Raw genomic sequence first — 25,033 nt, forward strand, 5'->3', positions numbered from 1 at the left:
CATGAAACTTACAGGCTTGAATAAGTCTTTTACTAATGCAGCGGGAAATAATCATGTTCTAAAGCATATCGATTTTGCTGTGTACAGCGGAGATATGGTTGCTATTTTAGGGCAGTCGGGTAGCGGAAAATCAACCTTACTATCAATAATGGGGCTATTAGATAAAGCTGATTCAGGGAGCTACCTTCTTTGCGACCAAGACGTGAGTAGCTTCTCGGCTTATCAATTCAGCCAGCTTCGAAATAGCCATATAGGCTGGGTGTTTCAAAACTTTAACTTGATTGCCGACATGACGGTAGTTGAGAACCTATCGGTCCCTCTACGTTTTAATAAGTCTGTTAATCGCGTTGACTATGAAGCAATGATTGATGATGTATTACAAAAGGTCGGTCTAGGTGATAAAAAGTCCTTTTACCCCGCTGAGCTTTCTGGTGGGCAGCAGCAACGAGTCGCCATAGCTAGAGCGCTAATCTGTCACCCTGACATTATTTTATGTGATGAGCCAACGGGAAATTTAGATTCGACTAATTCAAATAACGTGATGGAATTACTGAGTGCTTTGCACCAAGAGGGCAAAACGGTACTGATCATCACTCATGATCCAGACGTCGCAGCTTATTGCCAAAAAGCTTATAAAATCCATGATGGTGTAATAGCTGCTGTTTCGCCTCTGGAGTTTAAACATGCTGTTTGATGTCGTTTATGGCTGGCGTCAGTGGCGAGGTCAGCGTGGAATCTGGAGTTTATTAATTGTAAGTCTGTGCCTATTTTGTAGCTTAATCGCCTTTGTAATCAACCTCCTTTGGCTTCTGAGTAGCGATCGACCTCAATGGGTCGGCAATCAACAGCCCATCGTCACAGTTGCAAACAAAGATCTGAGTGGCAACTTGCAAGCAACTTCAGGCTACGATATCGATTTAATGGCAACAATCGCTGGAGTCGATAGTGTCGCTAGTATTGCGATTCAACCGAGTCTGGTGACGATAGGACTAAAAGAGCTACCCAAATTAACCATTGGCTTTTATTCACAAAGTGCAATTGAGCTGCTGGGGTTGTCTGCGCCTTTTTCGATGCAAAATTTTGAGGCGAAAAAAGGCATCGTATCGAAACAATTTTGGCAACAGCATTTTGAGACTCGCGCTTCGTTAAACGAAAGTCGTTTATATTATCGAGATAGCGCTTTTCTTATTGCTGGAATAGCGCCGACCACCATGGGTAGATTAGGGGATTTTCATGTAGACATTTGGTTACCAGACTCCTATTTACAGCTGGGTGTTCCCGATATGTTTGCTGACAATCCGGATCTCTTTCTAAAGACAGAAAGTAATCGCTATGGTTTTGCACTGTTGACGCAAAAAGTAGACGTTGAGCAGCTTCAAGATGCATATATCAATTTAAGGCAGCAAACGCCTAGACCTGAAGGGGGATTTACCGATAAACATTATCGCCCTTGGATAATTAATGGCGTAGAGCTAAATCCTAATGGTCGCGATATTTTGCAAAGACAGGCATGGATACTGCTACTGCTGTTGGCTGGTTTTGGATTTATTATTTTTAGCGGAATTGTCTCCGCCTATACACAGCAGGGTATAGCACGCCGTTCTGAAATGAGTTTAAAGCTAGCATTAGGGGGTTGTAAGCGCGGGATAATGAGTCAGTTAATGAGGGAGAGCATACCCGCTTTGGTTTTGGTTGGAGTATTAAGCCCACTACTGGGAATTGTTATTACTCACTACGTTGGCACTATCGGTGTTTATCTGGATTATTTTAGTGATGGGTTTAACTTTAATATTTGGCTGTGGCTGGTTGCCGTTTTTTGTTCCCTCGCATTATTCATTTGCTGTGCATTGATGCCGCTAAGTGGCTCAATGACAGAGATCTTCTCTCGCGGGAAACAGGGGCATTTAAGCAAGGTTCAGCAACTATCTAGTCGGCTAGCATTGGTGTTGCAACTTGCCGTTATTGTTGGTGTTATGGTGGTTTCTTTGAGCTTGATGTATCAGGAAATACACAAGTATTCGTCAGTGGTTATCGCTGACGACATTGACAGCTACAAGCCAAAAGTTGACGGACGATTAAGTATAATGCTGACCTCAGAGCAGCTTGATGGTGAATGGGTCGTTGGTGGGGAATCGATAGCACTATCATCGCAGCCTTTTACCCAGCTAGGTGCACAATCACTGAAATACCAGTCAGAGACTGCTATGGGAATCGAAAAACCCATCAATGGTCTATATGTTTCTAAGAACTTCTTTAGTTTGTTAGGTATTTCACTCTTATCCTGGGGGGAAGTGACTGAAAATGCAGTCATGATAAATCAAACAATGGCATCACAATTAGCAACCGAATTAGGTTTAAATGATTGGAGAGCAACTAAAGGGTTAGCGTTAAAGCTTTCAGGTTTTTACTATGAAAAGCATGTTCGTGTTGCTGGCATTGTGAGTGATGCACCTCATTTTGGGATCGCCAAAAAATCTAAACCTCTGGTGTATTTAAGCCTTAAGGATCAAAACCCACTTTTAGCTAGCCGAATTGCCCCAGTATTTTACAGTAAAGGGGCTGATAAAGAGGTGACCTCATCTCACCTAAATGATTGGGCTTCATTACAGTCACCTAAGCTGAGTTACGCTAAAGGATTGAGTTTAGTTCAACAAATTGAAGATACGGATTCGGCCGGGAAACTGCTGTTTTTAACCTCGAGTGGGATGGCGTCACTCATCATTTTATTAGTGATATTTACGCTTTATAACAAGTTTTGTTATGCCGTAAAAAGTGAGCAGATTAAGTGGGCGGTGATGTTAGCTGTGGGAGGGCAAAAAGAGACTCTTATGGCAAAAATGGTATGGGTGAATTTGCAATTAACGTTGCTGGCGATGGTAATAACTTTTAGCGTGTTTCTTGGGTTAGAAAGCTACAGTCAGTCGTTAATCGACGTGTCTCTATTTCAGCCTCTCGTATGGGGCGCTTGTATCACCTTGACACTACTGTTCATTATTTCAGTGACTTTGTGGTCGGCAAAAGGCTTACTGAGGCAAAATATCAGCGTATTACTTAGGGGGTGAGGTTCGACTTCACTTCGGTCATTTGTAAGAAGTTGAGCAAGGAGGATTGATCTTCTGATGTGAAAGGCGTCTTTAGTATTTCAATCACACATACTCAATGCTTTAATGGTTGCTGATATTTGTCGTCTTTATAGGATGTATGGTTATGATCGTAAGGAAAGTCATTAAATATCTACCCGCACTATTATTTGGCATATTGTTGGCGGGAATGAGTCTAATTGCGTTTGATTTCGCTGCCAGTTATATGTTGGGATTCTTATTATCTAATACTGATATGCACAGCAATAGTTCAGAGTTTTTGTGGCTATTAATACATGATGTTGGTCTGAGTTTACTGCTTGCAGCAGGTGTTTATTTTAGCTATCGGAAAATTCTACCGCAGTTCCCGAATGATATTTTTGCGGTATTGCTAATGCAGGCACCATTGGCTGTTATCAGTCTTTATCTGTTATCACCGTCGTTTGATTTTAGTTCTTTATACAGCAGTGTATCGTCTGTTTTAGGAGTGACTTCTGCAGTAGCAGTACTGCTGGTTTACTGGATGAGTAAGGTATTTGGGAAGGACTCTAAAGTGTCTGTTTAAAGCAGTGGTCTTACGGCCGAGGTAAATCGTGGCGCTTCGCTCACACAGGTAGTGTCAGACCCTCGCCCTTGCATCCACCATGACGTCCCCGACGAAGTTGTTGATCCTCTGTCATTTTCGAAAATTGCTATCGCCTCATATTCGCCATCTATGACTTACCAAGGCAACCTCGGAATCCATACCTCGCTCACGCGAATTATCTTCAATGACCTCGGTAACTTCGATGGGGAATGAGTGTTTTCTGTATGTTCTGATTTAGTCGTGGCTTTAGAGCTTTAATATTGATGTTAATGAAAAATAATTGGTGCAAAAAATTTAAAAATGATAGCAGAATATAAGGCCAAAAAGTAAAAGTGGGTCTTTTAATAAAACGTGTAATTTATGAGACGTCAAAGAGGACTGTATGAACATTTCTATAGAAAATTTGGATGGGCTTAAAGATTTACAACAGTTGTCTGAAATAGTGTATGAATCGGTTGAAGCATTAGAGTTGCTAGCGAAAACTAAACCTGAGATGTTTGAAGTTCTTGTTCATGGAGCGGGAAATATTAAGCGTTTTGAAGAAGCCAAACTCTCTAGCCGCCATTTTTCAGCCGTTGTAGAGCACATCTCGAATCGAGTTGAAGTCGGTGAAAGTGTGCCATCAACGAGAGAGTTTATTGAATTGCTGGATGTTGATTCAAGGCCGAAAACAGAATCGGTTTTTAAAAAATTAGAAGCATGGGGCTACCTTGAGGCGTTCCCGAAAAGTAAAACAGTTTTGAGAAAACCTTTGCCAAGTAACTAATTAACTGCCTTTTTGAACTTAATGGGTGAAATGATTGTGCTTTTCTAATCCAGTGTAGGTACGGCATAGGCCTTTGAAAAAAAGGCCAATTCTGTTCCCGACAGAATTTGGCATTTCCTCCGTCCATGGAGGTCAGATGTTTTAGTTGAGCTTACAGGGACCCTCTCTTTTATAAAGAGTCGCGGCGAGCCTCTGCTGTATCTGCACATGCGGTCGTTCATTCACATCTGCCCCATAGGGATATGGGAAATGTCATTATGATGTCGGGAACATCGTTGACCATGTGGCCACGACATTTGGACATCCTGTCCATCACCACCGCAGGTCATTAGTTGCATCTGATGCAGGAAGTGACCCATAAAGGTCATTAGATACTGAAACTGTGCTTAAAAGGCTGAGGGCACCCAAGCCAAATGTTGACGCCTAAACGATGACAATTCCTCATCGCTCAGGCATCCCACCTTACTGATGTACCAAACGGCCATTCTTAACCACATCAATACAAGAGCTAACACCGTAGGTGTAGGCTAACTCTGCTGGAGTACTGATATTCCACAAGCAAAAATCGGCGTTCATGCCTGCTTCTAACACACCGACTTCAGCTTCAATACCTAATGCTTTAGCAGCGTTGCGCGTCATACCCGCTAAGGCTTCTTCGGGCGTTAAACGCATTAAGGTACAGGCCATGTTGAGCATCAGTAGGCTTGAACACATTGGTGATGAACCGGGGTTGTAATCGCTGGCAACCACCATGGGTACCTTGTATTGACGCAGTAGCTCAATGGGAGGCATCTGAGTTTCGCGCAAGAAGTAGAATGCGCCGGGTAGCAGGGTGGCGCAGGTGCCACTTTCGCTGAGAGCTTTTACGCCAGCTTCATCTAAATACTCGATGTGATCGACTGATTTGGCACCAAGCTTGGCCGCCATGGCTGAGCCGCCTAGATTTGATAACTGCTCAGCGTGTAGCTTGATATCAAGTCCAGCATTTTTAGCGGCGGTGAGTACTCGTTCGGTTTGCTCTAGGTTGAAGGCGATATTTTCGCAAAATACATCGACAGCATCGGCAAGGTTTTCTTCAATCACTCGTGGCAACATCTCGTTGATCACTAAGTCAACATAGGCATTGCTGTCATTTTTGTATTCTGGCGGAATAGCGTGAGCGCCTAAGAAGGTGGTTTTTACATCGACATGGTGATGCTTTCCTAGCTCGCGGGCAACGCGCAGTATTTTAAGCTCGGTTTCAATGTCTAAACCGTAACCCGATTTTATCTCTACCGTAGTGACGCCCTCTTTTGCTAAGGCATTTAGACGCTGGCGACCTAGTTCAAACAGTTCAGCTTCGTCGGCTTCGCGGCAGGCTTTAACAGTCGAAATAATGCCACCACCGCTGCGGGCGATCTCTTCGTAGCTAGCACCTTGAAGGCGCAGTTCAAATTCGTTGGCACGGTTACCCGCAAACACTAAGTGAGTGTGTGCATCAATTAATCCAGGGGTTAACCAGCCGCCTTTACCTTTGTAAGTGGGCGTGGCCAACACATCAAATTTAGGCAGGTCTGCGCGCTTGCCTACCCAGGCTATTTTGCCGTCTTGCACCGCGAGTGCGGCATCTTTAATAGCACCGTAAGGCTCTGCAATATTGGGTGACATAGTAGCAATATTGATATCAATCCAGACTTGATCCCACGACATGATGCTCTCTCTTTTGTAGTTTTTGCAGAGGTTGAATACTAACACTAAGGGCTGCCACTAAAAATAATTTGTGAGCTAGCTTGTGTTTACTTGTATATACAAGCTAGGATTGTAGCCGAGTTTTCGACCATTAGAAATAGCCGCTGGACTGATATGTAATCGGTCATCAAAAACGGTATAAGACAGGATAACCGATGGCAACGCCAAAGTTTGCAGAGATTAAACAATACATTCGCGGTCAAATTGAGTCAGGGAGATGGGCTGAGAACAGCCGGGTTCCGTCTGAAAATCAATTAGCTGAATTGTTTAATTGCAGCCGTATGACGGCGCGCCGTGGCGTAACTGAATTAACTGAATCTGGCGTATTAGAACGCTCACAAGGGCTTGGTACTTTTGTGGCTGGGCTTAAATCGCAGTCATCGATGATGGCGATCCGTAACATTGCTGATGAAATTAAAGACCGTGGCCATGGTTACACTGTTCAACAAGTGCAGCTTACTGAAACGACAGCAACGGGCGCGATAGCGATTGCGCTGGGGCTGGAAGAGGGCGGCGCGGTGTTTTTGTCGGTGTTGGTGCATTGCGAGCAAGACACGCCACTGCAATTAGAGGAGCGTTTTGTGAATCCTAAGCTGGTGCCTGAGTACTTGGCGCAAGACTTTAGTCAACAAACCCCGCATGAATACTTATCGATGGTGGCACCGCTGACTGAAGCTAAGCACACCATTGAAGCCAAGTTGGCGGACGCTACCCAGTTGGCGCTATTACACATTGATGCGACAGAGCCTTGCTTACAAATCACTCGTCGCACTTGGTCGCGCCAAGGTGTGGTCAGTTTTGCCCGCTTGGTGCATCCCGGTAGCAGATTTAGATTAGGCGGCCACCTGACATTTAGTTAGCACCCATTTGGTCATAACCACTTTAGTACGAATGAATTAGCGAGAAAAATGACGTTGTCGCAGGTTAAGTCAGCCATGGCAATATCAGCATAAAAAAACAATAAGACAGTAAATAAAAAATAGATAAAAACAAATACAACAAACAAATTGAACGAGGTAGACCCCATGGATAAGAGACACGATCCAAGTCGTCGCATCATTGCGCCGCATGGAACTAAATTGAGCTGTAAAAGCTGGATGACAGAAGCGCCGATGCGCATGCTGATGAACAATTTACATCCAGATGTTGCTGAGCGCCCTGAAGATTTAGTGGTTTACGGCGGCATTGGCCGTGCAGCCCGCGACTGGGAATGTTACGACAAGATCATTGAAGTGCTGCAGCGTCTTGAAGAAGATGAAACCTTGATGGTGCAATCAGGTAAGCCCGTTGGCGTATTCAAAACCCACAGCAACGCACCCCGGGTGATCATCGCTAACTCAAACCTAGTGCCACACTGGGCAAACTGGGAACACTTTAACGAATTAGATAAGAAAGGCTTGGCCATGTACGGCCAGATGACAGCGGGTTCTTGGATCTACATTGGTTCGCAAGGCATTGTGCAAGGCACTTACGAAACGTTTGTGGCAATGGCTAAGCAACACTTTGGCGGTTCGTCGAAGGGTAAGTGGATCTTAACCGGTGGTCTTGGTGGTATGGGCGGCGCGCAGCCACTTGCTGGCACCATGGCGGGCTACTCAGTGCTGACCTGTGAAGTCGATGAAACCCGTATCGATTTCCGTCTTCGTACTAAGTACGTCGACAAAAAAGCCACTTCGCTTGATGAAGCTTTGGCAATGATTGAAGACGCTAACACCAGTGGCAAGCCAGTATCAGTCGGTCTACTCGGTAATGCGGCCGATATTTTTGCCGAGCTAGTTGAGCGCGGTATCACGCCTGATGTTGTGACTGACCAAACGTCAGCACACGACCCGCTTAACGGTTATCTGCCACAAGGCTGGACGCTCGAGCAAGCGATAGAAATGCGTAAAACAGATGAAGCTGCAGTGGTTAAAGCGGCTAAGCAATCGATGGCCGTTCAAGTGCGGGCGATGCTAGCACTGCAAGCCGCTGGCGCTGCGACCACCGACTACGGTAACAATATTCGTCAAATGGCGTTTGAAGAGGGCGTTGAAAACGCATTTGATTTCCCTGGTTTTGTGCCTGCCTATGTACGTCCATTATTCTGTGAAGGTATTGGTCCATTCCGTTGGGTGGCACTTTCTGGCGACCCAGAAGATATCTATAAGACAGACGCCAAAGTTAAAGAGCTTATTCCTGATAACCCACAGCTACACAATTGGTTAGATATGGCGCGCGAGCGTATCGCTTTCCAAGGTTTGCCTGCGCGTATCTGTTGGGTAGGTCTTAAAGACCGTGCTCGTTTGGCATTAGCCTTTAACGAAATGGTTAAAAATGGTGAGCTTTCAGCGCCAATCGTTATCGGTCGTGATCACCTAGACTCAGGATCTGTGGCGAGTCCTAACCGTGAAACAGAATCCATGCTCGATGGTTCTGACGCGGTATCAGATTGGCCACTCATGAATGCACTGCTTAATACTGCTAGTGGCGCCACTTGGGTGTCATTGCATCACGGTGGTGGTGTCGGTATGGGCTTTAGCCAACATTCTGGTGTGGTGATTGTTGCTGATGGCAGCGATGACGCAGCCGTACGCCTAGGCCGAGTACTTTGGAATGACCCTGCAACAGGTGTGATGCGTCACGCTGATGCTGGATATGAACTCGCTAAAAATTGTGCAAAAGAGCAGAACTTAGATCTGCCGATGCTAGACACAGCCAAGACAGAAGGTAAGTAGAATATGAGCCATTTAGTATTAACGCCGGGTACCCTAACCCTACCGCAAATTCGTGACATCAGCCGTGGCAAAGTGACGTTAGAACTCGCGTCAAGCGCAATAGCGGACATCAACACTAGCGCTGGTTTGGTGCAACAGGTCTTAGATGAAGGCCGTACCGTTTACGGTATCAACACTGGTTTTGGTTTGCTGGCTAACACTAATATTGCCGCCGAAGACCTGCAACTGCTACAGCGCTCGATTGTACTTTCCCATGCGGCAGGTACAGGCAAGCTCATGAGTGATGCGACTGTACGCTTGATGATGGTATTGAAGATTAACTCACTGAGCCGTGGCTTCTCCGGTATTCGTTTAGAGGTGATCAACTTCCTGATCAAGCTGGTTAACGCTGAAGTATATCCGTGCGTACCTGAAAAAGGCTCTGTTGGTGCATCAGGCGACCTAGCGCCATTATCTCACATGAGCTTACCTCTGCTTGGTGAAGGTCAGATGCGCTACCAGGGTAAACTGATCTCTGCCATTGAAGCGCTGGAAATAGCTGGCCTTAAGCCAATTGAACTAGCAGCCAAAGAGGGCTTAGCGCTACTCAATGGTACGCAAGCTTCAACCGCTTTAGCGCTGGAAGGTCTGTTTAACGCTGAAGATCTGTTTGCTGCCAGTTCAGTGATTGGTGCTATGAGTGTTGAAGCGGCAATGGGCAGTCGTAGTCCGTTTGATGTGCGTATTCATGCTGCTCGTGGCCAGAAAGGCCAGATTGATTCGGCTGCTGTGTTCCGTCACTTATTAGCGGATGAATCTGAAATCAGTGTTGATCATCTTAACTGTGAAAAAGTGCAAGATCCTTATTCGCTGCGTTGTCAGCCACAGGTATTGGGTGCATGTTTAACACAAATTCGCCACGCAGCTGAGGTGTTAGGCACCGAAGCTAACGGTGTCACTGATAACCCATTAGTGTTCCAAGATACCGGTGACATTATCTCAGGCGGTAACTTTCACGCAGAACCCGTCGCGATGGCAGCCGATAATTTAGCGATTGCGATTGCGGAATTGGGTTCAATTGCTGAACGTCGTATCGCGCTGCTTATCGATCCTAATTTGTCTAAGCTACCACCGTTCTTAGTTGAAAATGGCGGGGTAAACTCAGGCTTTATGATTGCGCAGGTGACTGCTGCAGCACTGGCTTCAGAGAACAAGACCTACGCTCACCCAGCCTCAGTCGATAGCTTGCCAACATCTGCTAACCAAGAAGACCATGTGTCTATGGCCACCTTTGCGGCGCGTCGTTTACGTTATATGTCTGAAAATACCCGCGGTGTGTTAGCGATTGAGCTATTGGCCTCGGCGCAAGGTTTAGACTTCCGTCGTCCATTACAGCCAAGTGCAGCAGTGGCAAAGGCGAAAGCAGAGATCCGTGAGTTGGTTTCTTATTACGATAAGGACCGTTTCTTCGGCCCAGATATCGAAGCATCAACCAACCTACTGCTGACTGCTAGCTTTAACGCTTACCTGCCAGCAGATATTCTGCCAAGCCTGTAATCGTGTAATCGGCTTGCTAGCCTTAAAATAGCGAGAAAGGGACTATCGATTGATAGTCCCTTTTTTTGTATCTGCAGACTCGTGCATGAGCATTTTGGCTGCAATAAACACCCATGCCCTTATGCACAAGTGAAACGCTGGAATGATGAATATGAAGGCTGGTATAGCAAAGCTCAAGTTACAGACAGCATTACTATCTTTGAGGCGTGTCTTAGTGATGAAAATGATAAGTATTTACTTGAAAAGTTTACAGTGTTTAAGCTGAGTCTTGCTGTTGCTCCAAATCCTGTGGAAGTGGAAATAGATCCCGCTTAAGTATTGATAAGGGAAGTTGCGCCTCCCCATATCATTTGCGGTGCTATATGCTGATTATTAGTGTTCTTAATGGCCTTGCTAGCTACGTGCTCCTTTAGTCTTAAGCCCAATGTCGCGGTTGTTGAAATGACAGATGCGTAATAGCGTAGTAGCTGACTATTTTCGCAGTTTAATCAAGTGGTGCTACTGATGACTATTATGGCCTTTCAAGATAACTATCCAGATGATCTCAGTCATTGTTATGGCTGTGGTAAAAATAACCCTCATGGGCATCAGCTAAAAAGCTATTGGGATGACGATGAAACCATAGCGCATTTTATGCCTAAGGCCTTTCATACTGCCATTCCTGGATTTGTTTATGGTGGACTCATAGCGTCCTTAATTGATTGTCACGGCACTGGCAGTGCAAGCGCCGCAGGGCTGCGGGCATTTGGCAGCCGCGATCAACAGTCGCCTCGGTTTGTCACCGCAGCGCTTAATATTGATTATCTGGCGCCGACGCCAATGGGTGTAGAGCTAGAGTTGCGTGGTGTTATTCGCGAGATAAAACCGAGAAAAGTGGTGTTAGATATTACCCTTTCCGCGAAAGGGGTGACTTGTGCAAGAGCACATATGGTGGCAGTGAAAATGCCTGAAAGTATGATCAGCTGAGTTGTTTAAATAGTAATATGCAACTTGGGTAGACGAGCTCATTTCTGGACTGAAGTGAGTTCGAGTCTTTGATTACCCCCCGAATCTTCGCATTAACTGCTGCTATTTAAAGACATGGAGTGGGTCATATATTCTGTTTGGGCGTTGCTGGTGACATTTTTCTAGCGCGTTGCGTATGGAAGCTAGGTGGTACTTGCTCTAGAACCTTTTACAAGTTGAAACAATAGATATAGACCTACAATTACCGATACTGTCGCCATCAATGGGCCTAGAAATAACCAGCAAGCGATATATATTGTTATGCCTAAAACACCTTTTTGCTCGGCAACGGAATAAAGACCTAAAGCTCCGAACATTAGCGCGCCGAAGCCTAAAACTCCTGCAGCGATAGTCATAATTATTAGTAATATGTCATTCATATCAGAGAGCGTATCGCGTTAGGTGGGACGCCGCAATGTTAAGTTGATTTGCCATCAGTGGTGCCAATGACCTACGGTCGGCGCATGTGCACTGGATTATAAAAGCGCAATGGTTATACTTCTGCGCGAATAAGAAGCAATACCCTAAATGTAAAAAGACCCAGCCGAATCGGCTAGGTCTCTAAAGGGTATTGCTTACACAAAGGGCGAACTACATGCGAGAATCCATCTCTTTCATCTTTAAGCTCATCAGCTGCTTAGTCCACTGGGCTTTGTCTATGCCTTCTATCCAGAAAACACGGCTTTCTCGAGTTTGGCCTTTACGTAAATAAGAGTCAGGCATTCTAAATACCGCTTGCCATACATTGACCGTTTCTTTCTTAATGAGTGCACCAGAATCGGCAAATAGGCTGATCTCTAATTCGATCATCACATAATGCTCTGTGCTAGTACTCGATAGCTCGAAGGTCAGTCCTAAGCGGTCGTCATCGTCCCATTGCTGATCTAAAAAGTTAACTTTTACGCCATTTTTAGCCGTTGATTTAAGCAGTGCTGCCTGTGCGATGGCGCTGGCAGTCAGGTTATCGGCTTTGGCTGGTAACGTGCTTGGTGTGGTCGCTGGTGTTGACTTGGTTGCTGGCGTCGCGACTGTCGCAGTACCTACCGCAGCTCCTACAACAGGAACGGTGACTGCAGCTATGGCTGGCAGTGTCGCTGGGACTGCACTGTGGTCTTGGGTCTGACTTTCTAGGATCACATATTCCCAAGTAAAGTCATCGTTGATTTGAATCAACGCACCATTATCCAACGTGACCCGTGTGACTTCATCGGCAAATGCCGGGAAAGCAAAGATTAATAAGACAACTGAAGCGTAGTTTCGCAGCGCGTTATACATGATTTGTTACCTGTCTAAGGAGATTGCTCTAGCATAGACAAACTCCCGTCAGATTAACACTGTTAAAGGTTGATGTGGTTCACATTGAGTAACCGATACTAAATACAGCCGACTCGGTCGCAGAGTTATAACCAGCGCCTAAAGACAGATGTTTACCCACTACATAGCGTAAGCCTACCTCGGCTCCCCAAGTGGTATCTTTGTCTGTTTCCCAAACGGGCTTACCGCCGACAATCTTGGGCACGATATTATTGGTATAGGAATACTCGCTGGAATAAGCGGCGGCGCCGCCATATAGGCTTAACTTAGGCAGCAAGGTATAGCTGAGACCAAAGCGCCACTGAGTGTCCTTGGCGTGGGCTTCGCCAGGTTCTTCTACAATGACATCAGTCTCTTTGCTCTGCGCATAGCCAATGTAATAGCCCCAGTCGGCATAATCGGTGTCGTAATGGCTTGGCGCAATGGTGATGCCATACATGTCAGACGTCGCGGGTATGTAATCTAGCGTGAGGGCGATGACTGGTTTAGGTAAGATGGGCTCATCAAAACTGAAGTCATTAGCACTAACTTGAGTGCTGATTAAAGCCAAAAGGCTGGCAATTAGGTATTTGGTCATGGTCTTCTCATTTGGCTATCAGGTGATAGAAAATGGATTGTTGTGAATCTTTAGATTACAGTCAACTCACAATGCTCAAATAGCTGTTAAACTTGATGTTTGTAACGCTGTTGTTTGTTATTTGAGTCTAGGGTGTTGGCTTTTTTTTATAAGATTGATGAGTTACTTTGTCTACTCACTATTTGGAGATTTAGATTTTGGATCAGGAATTACGAGCCACTATTACGCAATGGTTAGCCAGTGCGGGTATCGACAGCCAACCTGCAGATGGGGTTTCAACTAGCATTTTGGTTGTAGCCTGTTTCATTGTGGCGTTTATTGGCTACATTGTTGTTAAGCGAGGTGTGGTTAGCACCATGAATATGGTTATTCAGCGTTCTCGTGTCACTTGGGACGACATCTTCATGCGCTATCGCGTACTGGAGAAAATAGCCAAGCTGGTGCCTGCGCTGATCCTCAATATTATTCTGCCGCTAGCGTTGACTGAACATGCTGTATTGGCGAGTTTGGCGGACAGATTGCTAGACGTCACTATCGTTATCTTATTTGTTCGAGCAGTGTATAGCGGACTCGATGCCGCCAATGAAATTGCAGATGTAAACTTGGTCAGCCGCCGATTACCCATCAAAAGCTTTGTGCAGTTGTTTAAGTTATTCATGTTTTTCGTTGCCATTATCATCTCTGTTTCAGTGCTTGCTGACCAATCGCCAGTCTATTTCCTTAGTGGTTTAGGTGTCGCAACGGGTTTGGTTATGTTGGTCTTTAGGGACACCATATTAGGTTTTGTGGCCGGAATTCAGTTGGCCGCCAATAGAATGGTGAGCCCAACGGATTGGATCCAAATGGACAAGTATGGCGCCGACGGTGCGGTAGAAGAGGTGTCGCTGACCACGGTTAAAGTGCGAAATTGGGATCAGACGATTACCATGATCCCTGCTTATGCTTTGGTGTCTGATGCCTTTAAAAACTGGCGCGGAATGTCTGAGTCAGGTGGCCGCAGGATCAAGCGCTCGGTGCAAATAGATATCAGCTCAATCGGTTTTTTAACCGAAGACGATAAACAACGCTTAGCTAAGATTAATCACCTTAAGTCATATTTCACTGCTAAATCACAGGAGATCGCCACATTTAACGCTCAAGTTGTTGATGCTGACATGCCCGTGAACAGTCGTCACCTAACTAACATCGGCACGTTCAGAGCTTACATGTTGTCCTACTTGAAACAGCATGAGCAAATACATAAAGACATGACATTGATGGTTCGTCAGCTTGCGCCGACCTCATCGGGTGTCCCTATTGAGCTTTATATCTTCACCAACGACACTCGCTGGACAGTGTATGAAGACATTCAGGCCGATATTTTTGACCATGTATTTGCCATATTGCCTGAGTTTGGTTTAAGGGTTTACCAAGGGCCAACAGGCGCAGATGTTCGCAGCTTGCAAAGCCACTAAACTAAACTGCGAAGTTAATTGAAAGACAAAAAAAGGCACGTATTTACGTGCCTTTTTTATGGGCTGATTTTTAAACTGAGTTCGGTCTACTATCACATTGAGCTTGTCGCTAAACTAAATGCCGACCACCATCAATCTTGATCACTTGTCCTGTCACATACTGACTCTGCATCAAGTAGGTCACCGCATTTAAAACCTCACTCTCGCCGCCCTCTTTCTGTAACAGTGATTTTTTGAGGGCTTTTTGCTTGTACTGCTCACCGTCATCGGGGTTAAACATCAGCATGGCGGGCGCAATGCTGTTGACCTTAACATTAGGCGCTAACTTAGCGGCAAACGATAAGGTTAAGTTGTGCAGTGCTGCTTTACTGGCGGCATAAGCGGCATGCTTCTTACTGCCTTTTTCTGCGACATAATCGGTAATGTGAATAATATCAGCAGTGCCTCCGGTATAGGCATTGAGCTGCTCTGTCAGGGCAAGGTTGATAACATAAGGCACGCTGACATGAATGCGCATCATCTTGTCCATAATGAATATGGCAGAGTCTGCATCACCGTCTGGCAACCAATCGGATGCATTATGGATAATAGCTCTGATGGCGGGTTGCTGTTTTAGCGTGACCAGTAGCTCATCAAGTTGTGATGCATCTTCAAAGTCGCATCGATACAGCTCGACACCTAAGGTTTCAAGCTCTTGCAGTTGCGGATATTGGCTACGATAGGTGCCAATGACTTTTTGTCCCTGCTGGGCCAAGTGTTTAGCAAGATAAAAGCCGACACGCTTGCCGACTCCCGTAATTAAAATGGGGGCTGTCATTATACCACTTCCGTTAATCTAATCCCTTTAGGGCCTGATAGCCGAGGTGCTGACTTAATTTATCTTAAAAACTCTGCACGGGTTGAAGCATTCGATTTAAAGTTTCCGCCCAGTGCCGTCGTTTGAGTTTTAGATTGGGTATCCATAACCCCTCTGGACTTTACGCAGTAGTGTGTGGCGTCAATGCTCACCGCTACATTATCGGTCGCGAGTAATGTTTGCAGTGCGACTAAAATCTGCTTGGTTAAGCGTTCCTGCACCTGTGGGCGTTGAGCAAAAAATCGCACAATGCGATTGATCTTCGATAAACCGATAATGGTGTTATTGGGTATGTAGGCGACTTTTGCGAGCCCATCGATGGTGACAAAGTGGTGCTCGCAGGTGCTGACCACGCTGATATCGGTGATCCGTACCATTTCATCGATAGCCATTTTATTTTCAATTTGGGCAATTTTGGGGAAATTTGCATAATCTAAGCCAGCAAATATTTCGTTTACATACATCTTGGCAATACGATGCGGAGTTTCTTGCAAACTGTCATCGCTAAGATCTAGCCCCAGGGTGGATACGACTTCAGTCATTAAGCCTTTAATACGTTCATATTTTTGCTCGGCGGTCATATCCGAGGGCGTTAATGGCGTTTCGAGCCCTTGGGCGATGAGTGCTTCTCTCACTTGTTCAGCCTGTGATACATCCATAGTTGACTCCTGCTGTGAATGAATAATTTGGCAATTGGGCATTAGGATTTACGGTACTCGAGTGACAATGAAACAGAGTCTGCAAATCTTAATGCATGGGGTTTATCAATCGTCACACGGGCATATTGCACCCATGGATGTTGACTACTGATGTCGAGTACGTCAGACACGAGCTTTTCTAACAGTAGGAATCGTCCCTCTTCCACATGCTGGATAACCGCTTTGGTCACTTTCTTGTAGTTGAGCGCTTCGTCTACATTATCTTCTCGAATCGCATTGCTTGCGGGGTAGTGGATTTCAATGTTAATCACCACGTCCTGCATCTTCTCGCGTTCTTCGATATTGAAGCCGATGTAGGTGCGCAGGCGTAAATTGGTCACTTTTATAATGGCATTGCTGGTTGTCATTTAGAGTCCTTTTTAAATGGATACTGATGGCATTCAGTATCTGTTCATTCAGTGGAAATTTAAAGCACTGAAAGCAAAAAGCTAATAGTTATTCTCGGCTAAGGGATTCATCCAGTCGTATATCGAAGGTTAGCTTCCTTAGCTACGAGCTTTCAAACTCACGCGAGGCCAAAAGTACAATTATAGGCAAGAATACGGATAATCCCGCGATTAAGATCAACTCTTAACGACTCATTTACATCAAGCAGAGATCTAAAAGTCAACTGACATCGTACAGATTAGTCATGTTTAGCGCTGAAGATGAGTCCGCTATGGGGAAAAATGAACGTGTTTGGCTAGGACTGGGTTATGCCGGGCTGTTGCCTTTTATCTTATCCACATTAATGGTTTGGCTGGGTTGGCAGCTGCCGTGGTTTAGTGCCAATTTTGCGTTTATTAGCTACAGCGCGATTATCCTTAGCTTTATTTCCGGCACTCTTTGGGGCCGTGCGCTAGCCCTATCGACGAGTGGCACCATTGGTCGATTACTGATCCTCAGTAATCTTTATTCGATACTCGCTTGGGTCGCTTTATTACTCAATCAAGAGGTCATCAGTCTGGCAATTCTGTCGGTAGGTTATTTAAGTTTGCTCGCGGTTGAGAAAAAATCGCAAGCGCTATGCCTTAATGATGACTATCTCTCGATGAGACATCGCCTAACGTTGGTGGCTGTGAGTATGCATTTACTGATGTTGATCCATCAGTTGTTTGGAGGTTTGCAATGAAACTACGTATTTTTTATGACTCACTTTGTCCGCTTTGTGACGCTGAAATGCAGCATATAAAAGCCCGAGATATTGACGATAATATAGAACTACAAGATCTTAACCAGAGTGATTTTGCGAGTAAATACCCAGAGATTGATTTCACTGTTGCTAACCGCATACTGCATGCCCAACGTCCAGATGGTTCAATTATTACCGGGCTTGATGTTACTTACGAAGCTTGGGCGGTGGTCGGCAAAGAGAGGTGGGTTTCACTGCTGCGTTGCTCATTAGTGAAACCATTCGCCGATAAAGGTTATCTATTTTTTGCTAAGCATCGCTACCGTATCTCTTACCTGTTAACCGGTAAGAAGCGTTGCGAAAGTGGTACTTGTTCCCGCTAGCGTGAGTGGTTTACACGATTCATCTCGATTCAACTAGAATTAATTTTGACCACAATGCAATCAATCCCATGACTCAATCGTTATAGGGTTGAATGTGTTATCTATCAAAAGGAATAATCGATATGAAATCTACAACAGCACTCGGCGTAACCGTGGCAGGTATTTTGGCTGCCAGTTTATCTTTAGGTGCACAAGCGGTACCTGATCAACCGAAAGAGTGGGAAAAATGCGCAGGTATCGCAAAAGCGGGTGCCAATGATTGTGGTGCTTTAGATGGCAGCCATGGTTGTGCGGGCCAAGCTAAAACTGACAACTTGGCGGCTGAGTGGGTTTATGTGCCCGCTGGAACATGCGACAAAATAGCCGGCGGTGAAGTAAAAGCGGTTAAACCGGCTAAAAGCTAATGTTAGCTACGGCTATAGCAGGCGCAGGTATTGGCCTGCGCATTCCTCACGTGCAACAGATCCTGGCTGACGACAGTGTTGAGATCCCTTGGCTTGAAGTCTTGGTTGATAACTGGCTGGTGGACGGTGGGCTGAATCAACATCTGCTCAATCGTATTAGCGAGCGTTTTCCGCTGGTGTTTCACAGCGTGGGCTTGTCTCTTGGCGGCGCGAATACGCTAGATGTTGATTACCTCAATAAGATCAAATCACTCAAGCAAGCGTGTGGCGGCCATTGGTATTCGGAACACGCGAGCTTTTCTGGCAACGACGATTTTAAGGTGGCTGACCTGCTACCGCTGCCCTATACCGCCGAAGCGGTAATGCATATCAGTAACAGGATAAAGCAAACTCAAGACATTATGGGTGAAAGAATATTGCTCGAAAATGTGTCTACCTATATGAGCTGTCAACATAATGAATTGAGTGAGGGGGAGTTTATCGCCGCGATTGCCGAAGAAGCAGATTGCTATCTGCTGCTTGATATCAACAATGCTTTTGTGACGAGCGTGAACCTTGATCAGCAGTTGCAGTCATTTTTAGAGGCAGTACCTGCCCATCGGGTGAAACAGATCCATCTGGCGGGCTTTCATCAAAAAGGTGACTATCTGCTTGATGCGCACAACCATCCCGTCGACCCGCAAGTCTGGAACGCTTATCAGCGCTATATAGAGCTTAATGGCAATATTCCCACCATGATCGAGTGGGACAGCGAGATCCCTTCATTAAATAGACTGTTGCAAGAGCGACAAATTGCCGCTGATATCATGCAGTTCAACAGCAAGCCATCAGCGGGAGTTGACCAATGCGCTTAGCTGACTGGCAGGGGGCGTTTATTCAAGCGCTGCAAGCTAATGGCGATGATAGTGAGTTGCTCAGCATGGTTAATCAACGTGAACAGTCGCGGCTGAGTGTCTATCGAAACAATGCATTTCAGGCGTTGTTAAATGGTTTACAGACCAGTTTTCCAGTGTGCCAAACGGTGCTAGGTGAGGGCTGTTTTGGTCAGTTAGCGCAGCAGTATTGCACTGCTTATCCACTTAACGACGCTAATTTAAATCATTATGGCGCGCAGTTTTCGCAGCTACTCGCTAAAGAGATAAAGCAACATCAAGCATTTAAAGGACTTGAGTATCTGTCTGAGCTCGCAGCGCTAGAGTGGTCGTTAAAGCAAGGTTATTACGCACAGAACCGTACGGATTTTTTGCAACAGCCACAAGTGTGTGAACTTGAAGGGCTGGGACAACTGAGTGAAGCGCAGCAACAACAAGCGGTGTTGTTATTGCAGCCTGACATGGAGTTACTGACCTGTCGGTATCCAGTGCATCGCATTTGGTTAAAGCATCAAGCTCCAGCCGATGCAGTGAAATATTCACAGGCGCAAAGCGACACATCTCCGCTATACCTATTGACCTTTAGAGAGCGTTTTAAGGCGACATTCACGCTGGTTTCAGCCGCTGAAGCACTGCTATTGCTGGCGATAAAGCGCGGCTTGTCTTTAGGGGCATTAACGGATGCTGATGTTGATTTGAACATATTGCCGCAGTTGATCCAACAAGGGTGGATTGCCGGTTATCGGTCAATGGTAACCCATGATGGATAGAGAGCTGTTACAGAGCTTATACCGTTATTGTTTATGTCTCACTCGGCATAATGCGCAAGCGGAAGACCTGCTGCAAACAGCCATTGAACGTTGGTTAAAGAGCGAAGCAAAACCAGAACATCTGAGAGCCTATTTACGCACCGTGATCCGTCATCAATTTATTGATGACTGCAGGCGCTTAAAAATAATTGATTTCGAACCCATAGATGATCATGATCCTGCCTTACTCGATGAAACATGTTTGGAAGAGGTCGAGCTGCAGCATGACTTAATCGAGTATCTGTTTTCGCAGCTAAACGCGGCGGAACGAGAGGTGCTTTATCTATGGGCGGTTGAGGGCTATAGCGCCGCTGAAATTGCTAAGGATTTAGGTCAACCCAGAGGCACCATTTTATCGAGATTGCATCGTATTAAGATTAAATCAGTCGATATTATGCAGCTGTCTGCTCAAACAAATACCACAGGTCAGGGGGGCTAACATCATGAGTAAAAAACACGGCGCCGCCGACAACAACTTTAAAGGCATGGTAAAGCAATATATTGAAGCGCAAAGCCTTTCACAAGATGGGCTCGCACGCATGGAAGCGCTGTTAGCGGGCAAGCAACATGTTAGTGCCGACGCTGGGGCTGACTCGTCAACGTTGGCAGCAGACACGCCGTCACTGATGCAGCCTGTTAACCCGACCGATGCTCAGCCTACTGAATATAATCGTGCTAAGCGCAGCGAAGTACCTGGCGAAATATCGACTGGTGCAACCGCGGGCAAGATCCCTAACGAAAAATCTCGCAGTATCAGCAAAATGGTTTACGCCATGGTCGCCAGCTTATTACTGCTGGTGGCAGGATATCAGTTGTCTTCTGGTGTGGAGTTACGCCGTTATTTACACTCAGGTTCACCGGCCGTTACGGCTAGAGACATGAGCTGGAAAATTGCCGATGAAGTCGCTCGTAATCATGTAAAGATGAAACCACTGGAAGTGCAAACACAAAATTTAAACCAGCTTAGAGAGTATTTCACTCAACTGGATTTCACCTTGGTTAATTCGAGTTTGTTAGATAACTCCGCAAGTAAAATGTTGGGCGGCCGCTACTGCTCCATTCAAGGATTAACAGCCGCGCAGATCCGCTTTAAACAGGATAACGGTACACCCGTTACTCTGTATGAGGTGCAATACGATCCCAGTCTTTATGGAGAGCTGCCAGTGCTAGAGCAAGGACAGCAACCCATTGAGCAAGTCGTAAGGGGGGTAGATGTATCAATTTGGGTCGAGAAGGGCTTACTGATGGCAACGGCCCGTTCGGTCGATTGAATTAGAGCGAGTTTGTCTTATTCGTGGGCTTGCTGCTGGGCTATTCGTTTTGTGGTTGGATAAGCAGGTGATCTCGGCGAAACAGTTGCCATTGATCCATTTTTTCGCCATTTGGCAAAACACAACTACCAGTGGAAAGATCTGAAGTACCGCCCAGCTTTAAGCAGTATTCTGCTGCTGGATTCGGAGTTTGTAGCATCTCGGTCACTTCAATATCCTCATGACTCTCTTTGTGATCACGCTTATACAGCTGCCACTCATCCACTTTCTCACCACTGGGCAAAGTGCAATAACCAACTTGCGCATCTTCTTCAGATTCAATCGAGAGGGTACCGCCTTGAGCGACACAGTAAGTAGATGCCGGGTTTGCCAAGCTGATAGAACCTGCTGTCGCTTGTTCTGCTTTCTGGGCATCACAGCCTAGGAGAAATAATGTTGTGATGGTTACAAGGCTAAGTAAGGTTATTTTTCTCATGTTGCGTTCTCCGCTGTGTGTTGGCTGATAAGTATCGCTATAAGTACTAACGCACCGAATACGCAAAAGGGTTAGTTGAGGCTCGACGATAGAAAGAATAGTTAACAAATCGACTTTTGATTCACTACTTTCATTTATCTCTGTGACGGATTAAGCACAAACTTGATTACGTCCTTTTTTCTTCGCACTGTACAAGGCCACATCAGATCGTTTCAGGGTTTGCTCAAAAGTTTCGCCATTTTTATGTTCTGCAACGCCTATCGAGATGGTGACATTGACTGTTTTCCTGTCACTTTGAGTGCTACTACGTTTAGCTTTGGTTTGCTGCTTACGTTTATCATTGCGTAGCACTATATCGTAGTCTTCTATGGCCTCGCGCACCTCTTCGAGAAAGATGATAACGGATGCTACATCTTTACGGGGAAAGATGATGGTGAACTCCTCACCGCCATAACGGAAGGCTTTACCACTGCCATTTACTTGGTTAATTTTACTGGAAACGAGCTTCAGAACCTGATCACCAACATCATGGCCATAGGTATCATTAAACTTCTTAAAATGATCTATATCTAGCATGGCCACGCTGTATTTACGACCTAAGGAAAGCACTGCATTATAAAGGGCACGGCGTGAAGCGAGCCCTGTTAGCTCATCACGATAAGCGAGAAAATAGGAATCTGTCAGTACCGTCAAAATATAAATAATGGCCAATGCTGTCATTGAAATGGAGATGGGGAGCAAGCTAGGATAAATAAAATGTATTGCCCATAACACTAATGTAATTAAGATCGAAGTATTGACCAAATTAGACTGCCAAATTCCCCGAATAAAAACCAGTAATACACAAATATACAAAGGCGTTAGTATTCGAATCTCCATGGTAATCATACTGGGAAGATAACTATCGAGTGCTATCTTGAATTTAGTGTTAACCCAGCTCCAACCGAAAGCGATCGCTAAGCTAACGATTACCCCAAGGATTCTCACTACACTATGGGGAGATAGAAGCCCTCTGTCTTTAATAAACGCGAACCAAGTGATGGTGAGAGCACCTGCAAGCAGTAGCTGATCTGAGTATTGATTAAGATCTGTTATTGCCAACCGAGCAGTGGTGATACAAAAGTAATATGCCAACAACAAGATGGCTAAATAGGCTAATCGACTGCGGTTGAATTGCAGCGCAATGATAGCGACTGCAGGAAGTAGCCAGTTAGGCAGTTGCTCAATCACTGCTTGCCATGTTTGTAAGTTTGGCAGAAAGAGCTTAATTATGCTCAAAATAAGGGCAGTGTATAAAAGTGGAAGAAAGAAATAGCGACATCGGTGGTAAAAGGCAGACAAAACAAACCCCAACATAAACTTAGTTAAACACTGAACTCAGGAAAAACAGAACCAAATAATTAGCTCAGTCGTTTACATCGAGTCATAGCATGAGTAAAAAACAACAATCTATAGCCTAAGTAAGTCGACACTTTTAGCATAAGATAAAGCCCGTGATTAATATAAAAATTAAAAACCTTTAAAACATGTTCCTTCCGAGCTTCGTTCGGCAGAACTCGGCATTTCATTTAGCGAAAATCCACAACGGAAATTATATCTTCAGTTATTAATAATCAATAGCATAATTTTATTTTAGAGATAGTGGTACTCAGTACCTATGGGCTCTTCAGTTGAGGGTAGGGGTAGCATGGTTTAGACCATTTATTGTGGTATGGGGTTTTCCGCGGCAGAGTTTCTGATCGTTTACAAAGGCCGTTATTAAAATGATGCACACTCATGACCGCCCTGTTATAAAAAGGAGCTGATAGAGGCTAAGCGTTGACATCACTCAAACTTGGCATACAACTGATTTGTATTGGTTATTTAGTGTTTAGAGAAAATTAATATAACTTTCTCTAATAAACTTTCTTTTCCTAAAAAAAACTGAATGACGCTAATAAAGAAGAAAAGCTTAATTAAGAGAGATAATAGTTGAAGTATCAATTCCATAAATTCCTTAAGTGCCTTATTAAATCATTTCCACTAATTATGTCGTTGTTTTTCGACATATGCTACATTGTAATTATGTACATAAATATCGTAGTGTCATATCTTTTTCCTGACAAAAAAGATAATTGTTGTAATAGTAAATAATTTATATGTCACAAGTCGTGTGATTCGTACCTCTGCCAGAATGAGAACGTTCATTTTTGCCCCGCTTATAAACTCCAGCAATTAACACCTTCTCAAGGTATGAAGTATTCATCGCTGATATTTTTCCGCTTGATACTGGCTTTCCTCATTGTCTCTGCGCGGAGTGAATTCAAAGCGACATGCCGCACTACAGCCAACACTTCAACTCTATTATCCCGATAAATTTTACATTCATCCTCATTTATAGAGGCATCAAGTACCCAATGTAAGCCATTCCCTATCCCCCAATGATTGCGTTATCGCTTGCAAATAACTCTTTAGTCAATTCCTCAGAGCTAATGTAGTGGCGATAACCAATAGATTATTTCTCTTACTTTTCATTCTGATAATTAATGATTAATACTTATTAGGAAGAGAGTATAATTTTATGCCTAAAGCTTAACGTTAAGTTATAGAAGTAATTTCTTAATAAACATCCTGGATCTCATTGTTGTATTTTAGTGTAGGACCTTTTGGGTCTACTTGGCCATGTTTCTTATTATCGTTATTCATCAGTGCTCATGATCCGACGACTCTAGAAAGTAAAGTTGCATATTCACCAATATCATCTGTTTTTGCAATAGCCCCGCGAGTACAGCTTAGTAATCGGTGGGGATTATTGGTTACTGGTTCATTCAGAGCTTAAGTCACTCCTGACTATCAAATTCTTTTATTTGAATTAATGACGTTACATGAATCGAACTTATTGATTCATGCAACATCACAGGAATTCATCTTATAACTTGGTTATTTTTTATTGCCGTTATTTTTATCAAAGATTTCTTTTTTTAAATAAACTAAGCTAAAAACAACAGCTACGATCAAAAGAAGAGTATTAAACAAAGTAATCTGCTTTAATCGTACAAAATAATCAATTTGAAATGCGACGAAAATGACTAGGTAGCCAATTCTCCATTTCATAACTGAATCCCCCCAAAGTTACTCATAAGATTGAAACATTCCAAAAACACAACCAGCAACAGCAAGAGCGCCCCCGCCAGTGATAATTGTGGCTGTAGCGAGAATTCCCCAGCCTATAATTCCTATTGCTCCACCACCATTTACTTGTTCAATCTCGTTCATTGTTAGTTCTTGCATAATATCTTCCTTAAATTACACTGTTTAACGTTATGTTTGCCTAAGTGCTTGGAGCGTCTATTCGACTATCCCAGCCTTAAGCGATTGACCAAGGATGTGGCGT

26 protein-coding genes are annotated in these 25,033 nt (G+C 44.7%); 17 read left to right on the top strand and 9 right to left on the bottom strand.

The genetic code is table 11. The annotated features are described in order from the left end of the window. Position 1: 1 nt before the first annotated feature. The 4 genes from L2729_RS15570 to L2729_RS15585 all read left to right on the top strand — a co-directional run bounded on the left by L2729_RS15570 (position 2) and on the right by L2729_RS15585 (position 4,432). Positions 2-694 carry an ABC transporter ATP-binding protein gene (locus tag L2729_RS15570; RefSeq protein ID WP_248989088.1) on the top strand — a complete coding sequence of 231 codons (693 nt, stop codon included), beginning with the start codon at positions 2-4 and terminating at the stop codon, positions 692-694. Continuing rightward, a complete protein-coding gene (locus tag L2729_RS15575) occupies positions 684-3,062 on the top strand; it encodes an FtsX-like permease family protein (protein ID WP_248989089.1) in 2,379 nt (792 codons plus the stop codon). Before L2729_RS15570 ends, L2729_RS15575 begins: the two co-directional genes overlap by 11 nt. Before the next feature lie 145 nt (positions 3,063-3,207). Continuing rightward, positions 3,208-3,645, top strand: coding sequence for a hypothetical protein (locus tag L2729_RS15580; protein WP_248989090.1), 438 nt, complete (start codon positions 3,208-3,210; stop codon positions 3,643-3,645). 403 nt (positions 3,646-4,048) lie between these two features. Then, on the top strand, positions 4,049-4,432 hold the full coding sequence (locus tag L2729_RS15585) for a hypothetical protein (RefSeq protein ID WP_248989091.1): 384 nt from the start codon (positions 4,049-4,051) through the stop codon (positions 4,430-4,432). Positions 4,433-4,894: 462 nt separating this feature from the next. Here the strand turns inward: L2729_RS15585 and hutI are convergent, their stop codons facing one another. Further along, positions 4,895-6,121, bottom strand: coding sequence for an imidazolonepropionase (gene hutI / locus L2729_RS15590; protein WP_101091970.1), 1,227 nt, complete (start codon positions 6,119-6,121; stop codon positions 4,895-4,897). Between the two features lie 194 nt (positions 6,122-6,315). On the opposite strand from hutI, the gene hutC reads away from it, so the two are divergent. From hutC to L2729_RS15615, 5 genes are all read left to right on the top strand, one after another. Further along, positions 6,316-7,020 carry a histidine utilization transcriptional repressor HutC gene (hutC, locus tag L2729_RS15595; protein WP_102039037.1) on the top strand — a complete coding sequence of 235 codons (705 nt, stop codon included), beginning with the start codon at positions 6,316-6,318 and terminating at the stop codon, positions 7,018-7,020. Between the two features lie 165 nt (positions 7,021-7,185). Beyond that, entirely contained in the window at positions 7,186-8,874 is a 1,689-nt protein-coding gene (gene hutU, locus L2729_RS15600; RefSeq protein WP_248989092.1) for a urocanate hydratase, read from the top strand. A gap of 3 nt (positions 8,875-8,877) precedes the next feature. After that, positions 8,878-10,410, top strand: a complete 1,533-nt coding sequence (hutH, locus tag L2729_RS15605) for a histidine ammonia-lyase (protein WP_248989093.1) — start codon at positions 8,878-8,880, stop codon at positions 10,408-10,410. A gap of 81 nt (positions 10,411-10,491) precedes the next feature. After that, positions 10,492-10,725, top strand: a complete 234-nt coding sequence (locus tag L2729_RS15610) for a hypothetical protein (protein ID WP_248989094.1) — start codon at positions 10,492-10,494, stop codon at positions 10,723-10,725. A 189-nt stretch (positions 10,726-10,914) separates the two neighbouring features. Continuing rightward, positions 10,915-11,376: a PaaI family thioesterase gene (locus tag L2729_RS15615; protein WP_248989095.1), complete on the top strand. Its 462-nt coding sequence runs from the start codon at positions 10,915-10,917 to the stop codon at positions 11,374-11,376. Positions 11,377-12,006: 630 nt separating this feature from the next. Here the strand turns inward: L2729_RS15615 and L2729_RS15620 are convergent. Continuing rightward, the gene (locus L2729_RS15620; protein ID WP_248989096.1) at positions 12,007-12,690 is read right to left on the bottom strand and encodes a DUF3157 family protein; all 684 of its coding nucleotides are present in this window, start codon (positions 12,688-12,690) and stop codon (positions 12,007-12,009) included. Positions 12,691-12,769: 79 nt separating this feature from the next. After that, positions 12,770-13,306, bottom strand: a complete 537-nt coding sequence (locus L2729_RS15625; RefSeq protein ID WP_248989097.1) for a porin family protein — start codon at positions 13,304-13,306, stop codon at positions 12,770-12,772. 197 nt (positions 13,307-13,503) lie between these two features. Between L2729_RS15625 and L2729_RS15630 the strand changes: the two genes are divergently transcribed. Continuing rightward, on the top strand, positions 13,504-14,760 hold the full coding sequence (locus L2729_RS15630; RefSeq protein ID WP_248989098.1) for a mechanosensitive ion channel family protein: 1,257 nt from the start codon (positions 13,504-13,506) through the stop codon (positions 14,758-14,760). Positions 14,761-14,869: 109 nt separating this feature from the next. Here the strand turns inward: L2729_RS15630 and folM are convergent, their stop codons facing one another. From folM to folX, 3 genes are read right to left on the bottom strand one after another with little or no spacing between them, the layout of a single operon-like run. Then, positions 14,870-15,577: a dihydromonapterin reductase gene (folM, locus tag L2729_RS15635; protein ID WP_248989099.1), complete on the bottom strand. Its 708-nt coding sequence runs from the start codon at positions 15,575-15,577 to the stop codon at positions 14,870-14,872. A 59-nt stretch (positions 15,578-15,636) separates the two neighbouring features. Beyond that, positions 15,637-16,275 (bottom strand): GTP cyclohydrolase I FolE, encoded by a 639-nt coding sequence (gene folE, locus L2729_RS15640; RefSeq protein ID WP_101091958.1) that lies wholly within the window; start codon positions 16,273-16,275, stop codon positions 15,637-15,639. Between the two features lie 41 nt (positions 16,276-16,316). Next, positions 16,317-16,682, bottom strand: a complete 366-nt coding sequence (gene folX, locus L2729_RS15645) for a dihydroneopterin triphosphate 2'-epimerase (protein WP_101091957.1) — start codon at positions 16,680-16,682, stop codon at positions 16,317-16,319. Positions 16,683-16,966: 284 nt separating this feature from the next. Here folX and L2729_RS15650 point away from each other — a divergent pair, with 284 nt between their 5' ends. The 7 genes from L2729_RS15650 to L2729_RS15680 all read left to right on the top strand — a co-directional run bounded on the left by L2729_RS15650 (position 16,967) and on the right by L2729_RS15680 (position 21,185). Next, a complete protein-coding gene (locus L2729_RS15650; RefSeq protein WP_248989100.1) occupies positions 16,967-17,446 on the top strand; it encodes a DUF3429 domain-containing protein in 480 nt (159 codons plus the stop codon). Next, a complete protein-coding gene (locus tag L2729_RS15655) occupies positions 17,443-17,829 on the top strand; it encodes a thiol-disulfide oxidoreductase DCC family protein (RefSeq protein ID WP_248989101.1) in 387 nt (128 codons plus the stop codon). The genes L2729_RS15650 and L2729_RS15655 overlap by 4 nt, the downstream gene beginning before the upstream one ends. Positions 17,830-17,951: 122 nt before the next feature. Then, positions 17,952-18,233: a BufA1 family periplasmic bufferin-type metallophore gene (locus L2729_RS15660; protein WP_101091954.1), complete on the top strand. Its 282-nt coding sequence runs from the start codon at positions 17,952-17,954 to the stop codon at positions 18,231-18,233. After that, on the top strand, positions 18,233-19,087 hold the full coding sequence (locus L2729_RS15665) for an MbnB/TglH/ChrH family RiPP precursor modification enzyme (protein ID WP_248989102.1): 855 nt from the start codon (positions 18,233-18,235) through the stop codon (positions 19,085-19,087). Before L2729_RS15660 ends, L2729_RS15665 begins: the two co-directional genes overlap by 1 nt. Continuing rightward, positions 19,078-19,875: an HvfC/BufC N-terminal domain-containing protein gene (locus tag L2729_RS15670; RefSeq protein ID WP_248989103.1), complete on the top strand. Its 798-nt coding sequence runs from the start codon at positions 19,078-19,080 to the stop codon at positions 19,873-19,875. The genes L2729_RS15665 and L2729_RS15670 overlap by 10 nt, the downstream gene beginning before the upstream one ends. Beyond that, a complete protein-coding gene (locus tag L2729_RS15675) occupies positions 19,865-20,353 on the top strand; it encodes an RNA polymerase sigma factor (RefSeq protein ID WP_248989104.1) in 489 nt (162 codons plus the stop codon). Before L2729_RS15670 ends, L2729_RS15675 begins: the two co-directional genes overlap by 11 nt. 4 nt (positions 20,354-20,357) lie before the next feature. Next, a complete protein-coding gene (locus L2729_RS15680) occupies positions 20,358-21,185 on the top strand; it encodes a hypothetical protein (RefSeq protein ID WP_248989105.1) in 828 nt (275 codons plus the stop codon). A 40-nt stretch (positions 21,186-21,225) separates the two neighbouring features. On the opposite strand, the gene L2729_RS15685 is transcribed toward L2729_RS15680, so the two are convergent. The 3 genes from L2729_RS15685 to L2729_RS15695 all read right to left on the bottom strand — a co-directional run bounded on the left by L2729_RS15685 (position 21,226) and on the right by L2729_RS15695 (position 24,930). Next, positions 21,226-21,660: a DUF333 domain-containing protein gene (locus L2729_RS15685; RefSeq protein WP_248989106.1), complete on the bottom strand. Its 435-nt coding sequence runs from the start codon at positions 21,658-21,660 to the stop codon at positions 21,226-21,228. Between the two features lie 150 nt (positions 21,661-21,810). Next, complete coding sequence (locus L2729_RS15690; protein WP_346347764.1) at positions 21,811-22,938, bottom strand: GGDEF domain-containing protein; 1,128 nt, start codon at positions 22,936-22,938, stop codon at positions 21,811-21,813. Positions 22,939-24,771: 1,833 nt separating this feature from the next. Next, positions 24,772-24,930 (bottom strand): hypothetical protein, encoded by a 159-nt coding sequence (locus L2729_RS15695; RefSeq protein WP_248989108.1) that lies wholly within the window; start codon positions 24,928-24,930, stop codon positions 24,772-24,774. Between the last annotated feature and the right edge of the window lie 103 nt (positions 24,931-25,033).

Origin of the sequence: Shewanella gelidimarina (assembly GCF_023283945.1) — a bacterium.
GTDB lineage: Bacteria > Pseudomonadota > Gammaproteobacteria > Enterobacterales > Shewanellaceae > Shewanella > Shewanella gelidimarina.

What these genes read in the sequence shown, in the direction of transcription:
- L2729_RS15570 (WP_248989088.1), top strand. Translation starts at nt 2, where the DNA reads ATGAAACTTACAGGCTTGAATAAGTCTTTTACTAATGCAGCGGGAAAT.
- L2729_RS15575 (WP_248989089.1), top strand. Translation starts at nt 684, where the DNA reads ATGCTGTTTGATGTCGTTTATGGCTGGCGTCAGTGGCGAGGTCAGCGT.
- L2729_RS15580 (WP_248989090.1), top strand. Translation starts at nt 3,208, where the DNA reads ATGATCGTAAGGAAAGTCATTAAATATCTACCCGCACTATTATTTGGC.
- L2729_RS15585 (WP_248989091.1), top strand. Translation starts at nt 4,049, where the DNA reads ATGAACATTTCTATAGAAAATTTGGATGGGCTTAAAGATTTACAACAG.
- hutI (WP_101091970.1), bottom strand. Translation starts at nt 6,121, where the DNA reads ATGTCGTGGGATCAAGTCTGGATTGATATCAATATTGCTACTATGTCA.
- hutC (WP_102039037.1), top strand. Translation starts at nt 6,316, where the DNA reads ATGGCAACGCCAAAGTTTGCAGAGATTAAACAATACATTCGCGGTCAA.
- hutU (WP_248989092.1), top strand. Translation starts at nt 7,186, where the DNA reads ATGGATAAGAGACACGATCCAAGTCGTCGCATCATTGCGCCGCATGGA.
- hutH (WP_248989093.1), top strand. Translation starts at nt 8,878, where the DNA reads ATGAGCCATTTAGTATTAACGCCGGGTACCCTAACCCTACCGCAAATT.
- L2729_RS15615 (WP_248989095.1), top strand. Translation starts at nt 10,915, where the DNA reads ATGACTATTATGGCCTTTCAAGATAACTATCCAGATGATCTCAGTCAT.
- L2729_RS15620 (WP_248989096.1), bottom strand. Translation starts at nt 12,690, where the DNA reads ATGTATAACGCGCTGCGAAACTACGCTTCAGTTGTCTTATTAATCTTT.
- L2729_RS15625 (WP_248989097.1), bottom strand. Translation starts at nt 13,306, where the DNA reads ATGACCAAATACCTAATTGCCAGCCTTTTGGCTTTAATCAGCACTCAA.
- folM (WP_248989099.1), bottom strand. Translation starts at nt 15,577, where the DNA reads ATGACAGCCCCCATTTTAATTACGGGAGTCGGCAAGCGTGTCGGCTTT.
- folE (WP_101091958.1), bottom strand. Translation starts at nt 16,275, where the DNA reads ATGGATGTATCACAGGCTGAACAAGTGAGAGAAGCACTCATCGCCCAA.
- folX (WP_101091957.1), bottom strand. Translation starts at nt 16,682, where the DNA reads ATGACAACCAGCAATGCCATTATAAAAGTGACCAATTTACGCCTGCGC.
- L2729_RS15650 (WP_248989100.1), top strand. Translation starts at nt 16,967, where the DNA reads ATGTTTAGCGCTGAAGATGAGTCCGCTATGGGGAAAAATGAACGTGTT.
- L2729_RS15655 (WP_248989101.1), top strand. Translation starts at nt 17,443, where the DNA reads ATGAAACTACGTATTTTTTATGACTCACTTTGTCCGCTTTGTGACGCT.
- L2729_RS15660 (WP_101091954.1), top strand. Translation starts at nt 17,952, where the DNA reads ATGAAATCTACAACAGCACTCGGCGTAACCGTGGCAGGTATTTTGGCT.
- L2729_RS15665 (WP_248989102.1), top strand. Translation starts at nt 18,233, where the DNA reads ATGTTAGCTACGGCTATAGCAGGCGCAGGTATTGGCCTGCGCATTCCT.
- L2729_RS15670 (WP_248989103.1), top strand. Translation starts at nt 19,078, where the DNA reads ATGCGCTTAGCTGACTGGCAGGGGGCGTTTATTCAAGCGCTGCAAGCT.
- L2729_RS15675 (WP_248989104.1), top strand. Translation starts at nt 19,865, where the DNA reads ATGATGGATAGAGAGCTGTTACAGAGCTTATACCGTTATTGTTTATGT.
- L2729_RS15680 (WP_248989105.1), top strand. Translation starts at nt 20,358, where the DNA reads ATGAGTAAAAAACACGGCGCCGCCGACAACAACTTTAAAGGCATGGTA.
- L2729_RS15685 (WP_248989106.1), bottom strand. Translation starts at nt 21,660, where the DNA reads ATGAGAAAAATAACCTTACTTAGCCTTGTAACCATCACAACATTATTT.
- L2729_RS15695 (WP_248989108.1), bottom strand. Translation starts at nt 24,930, where the DNA reads ATGCAAGAACTAACAATGAACGAGATTGAACAAGTAAATGGTGGTGGA.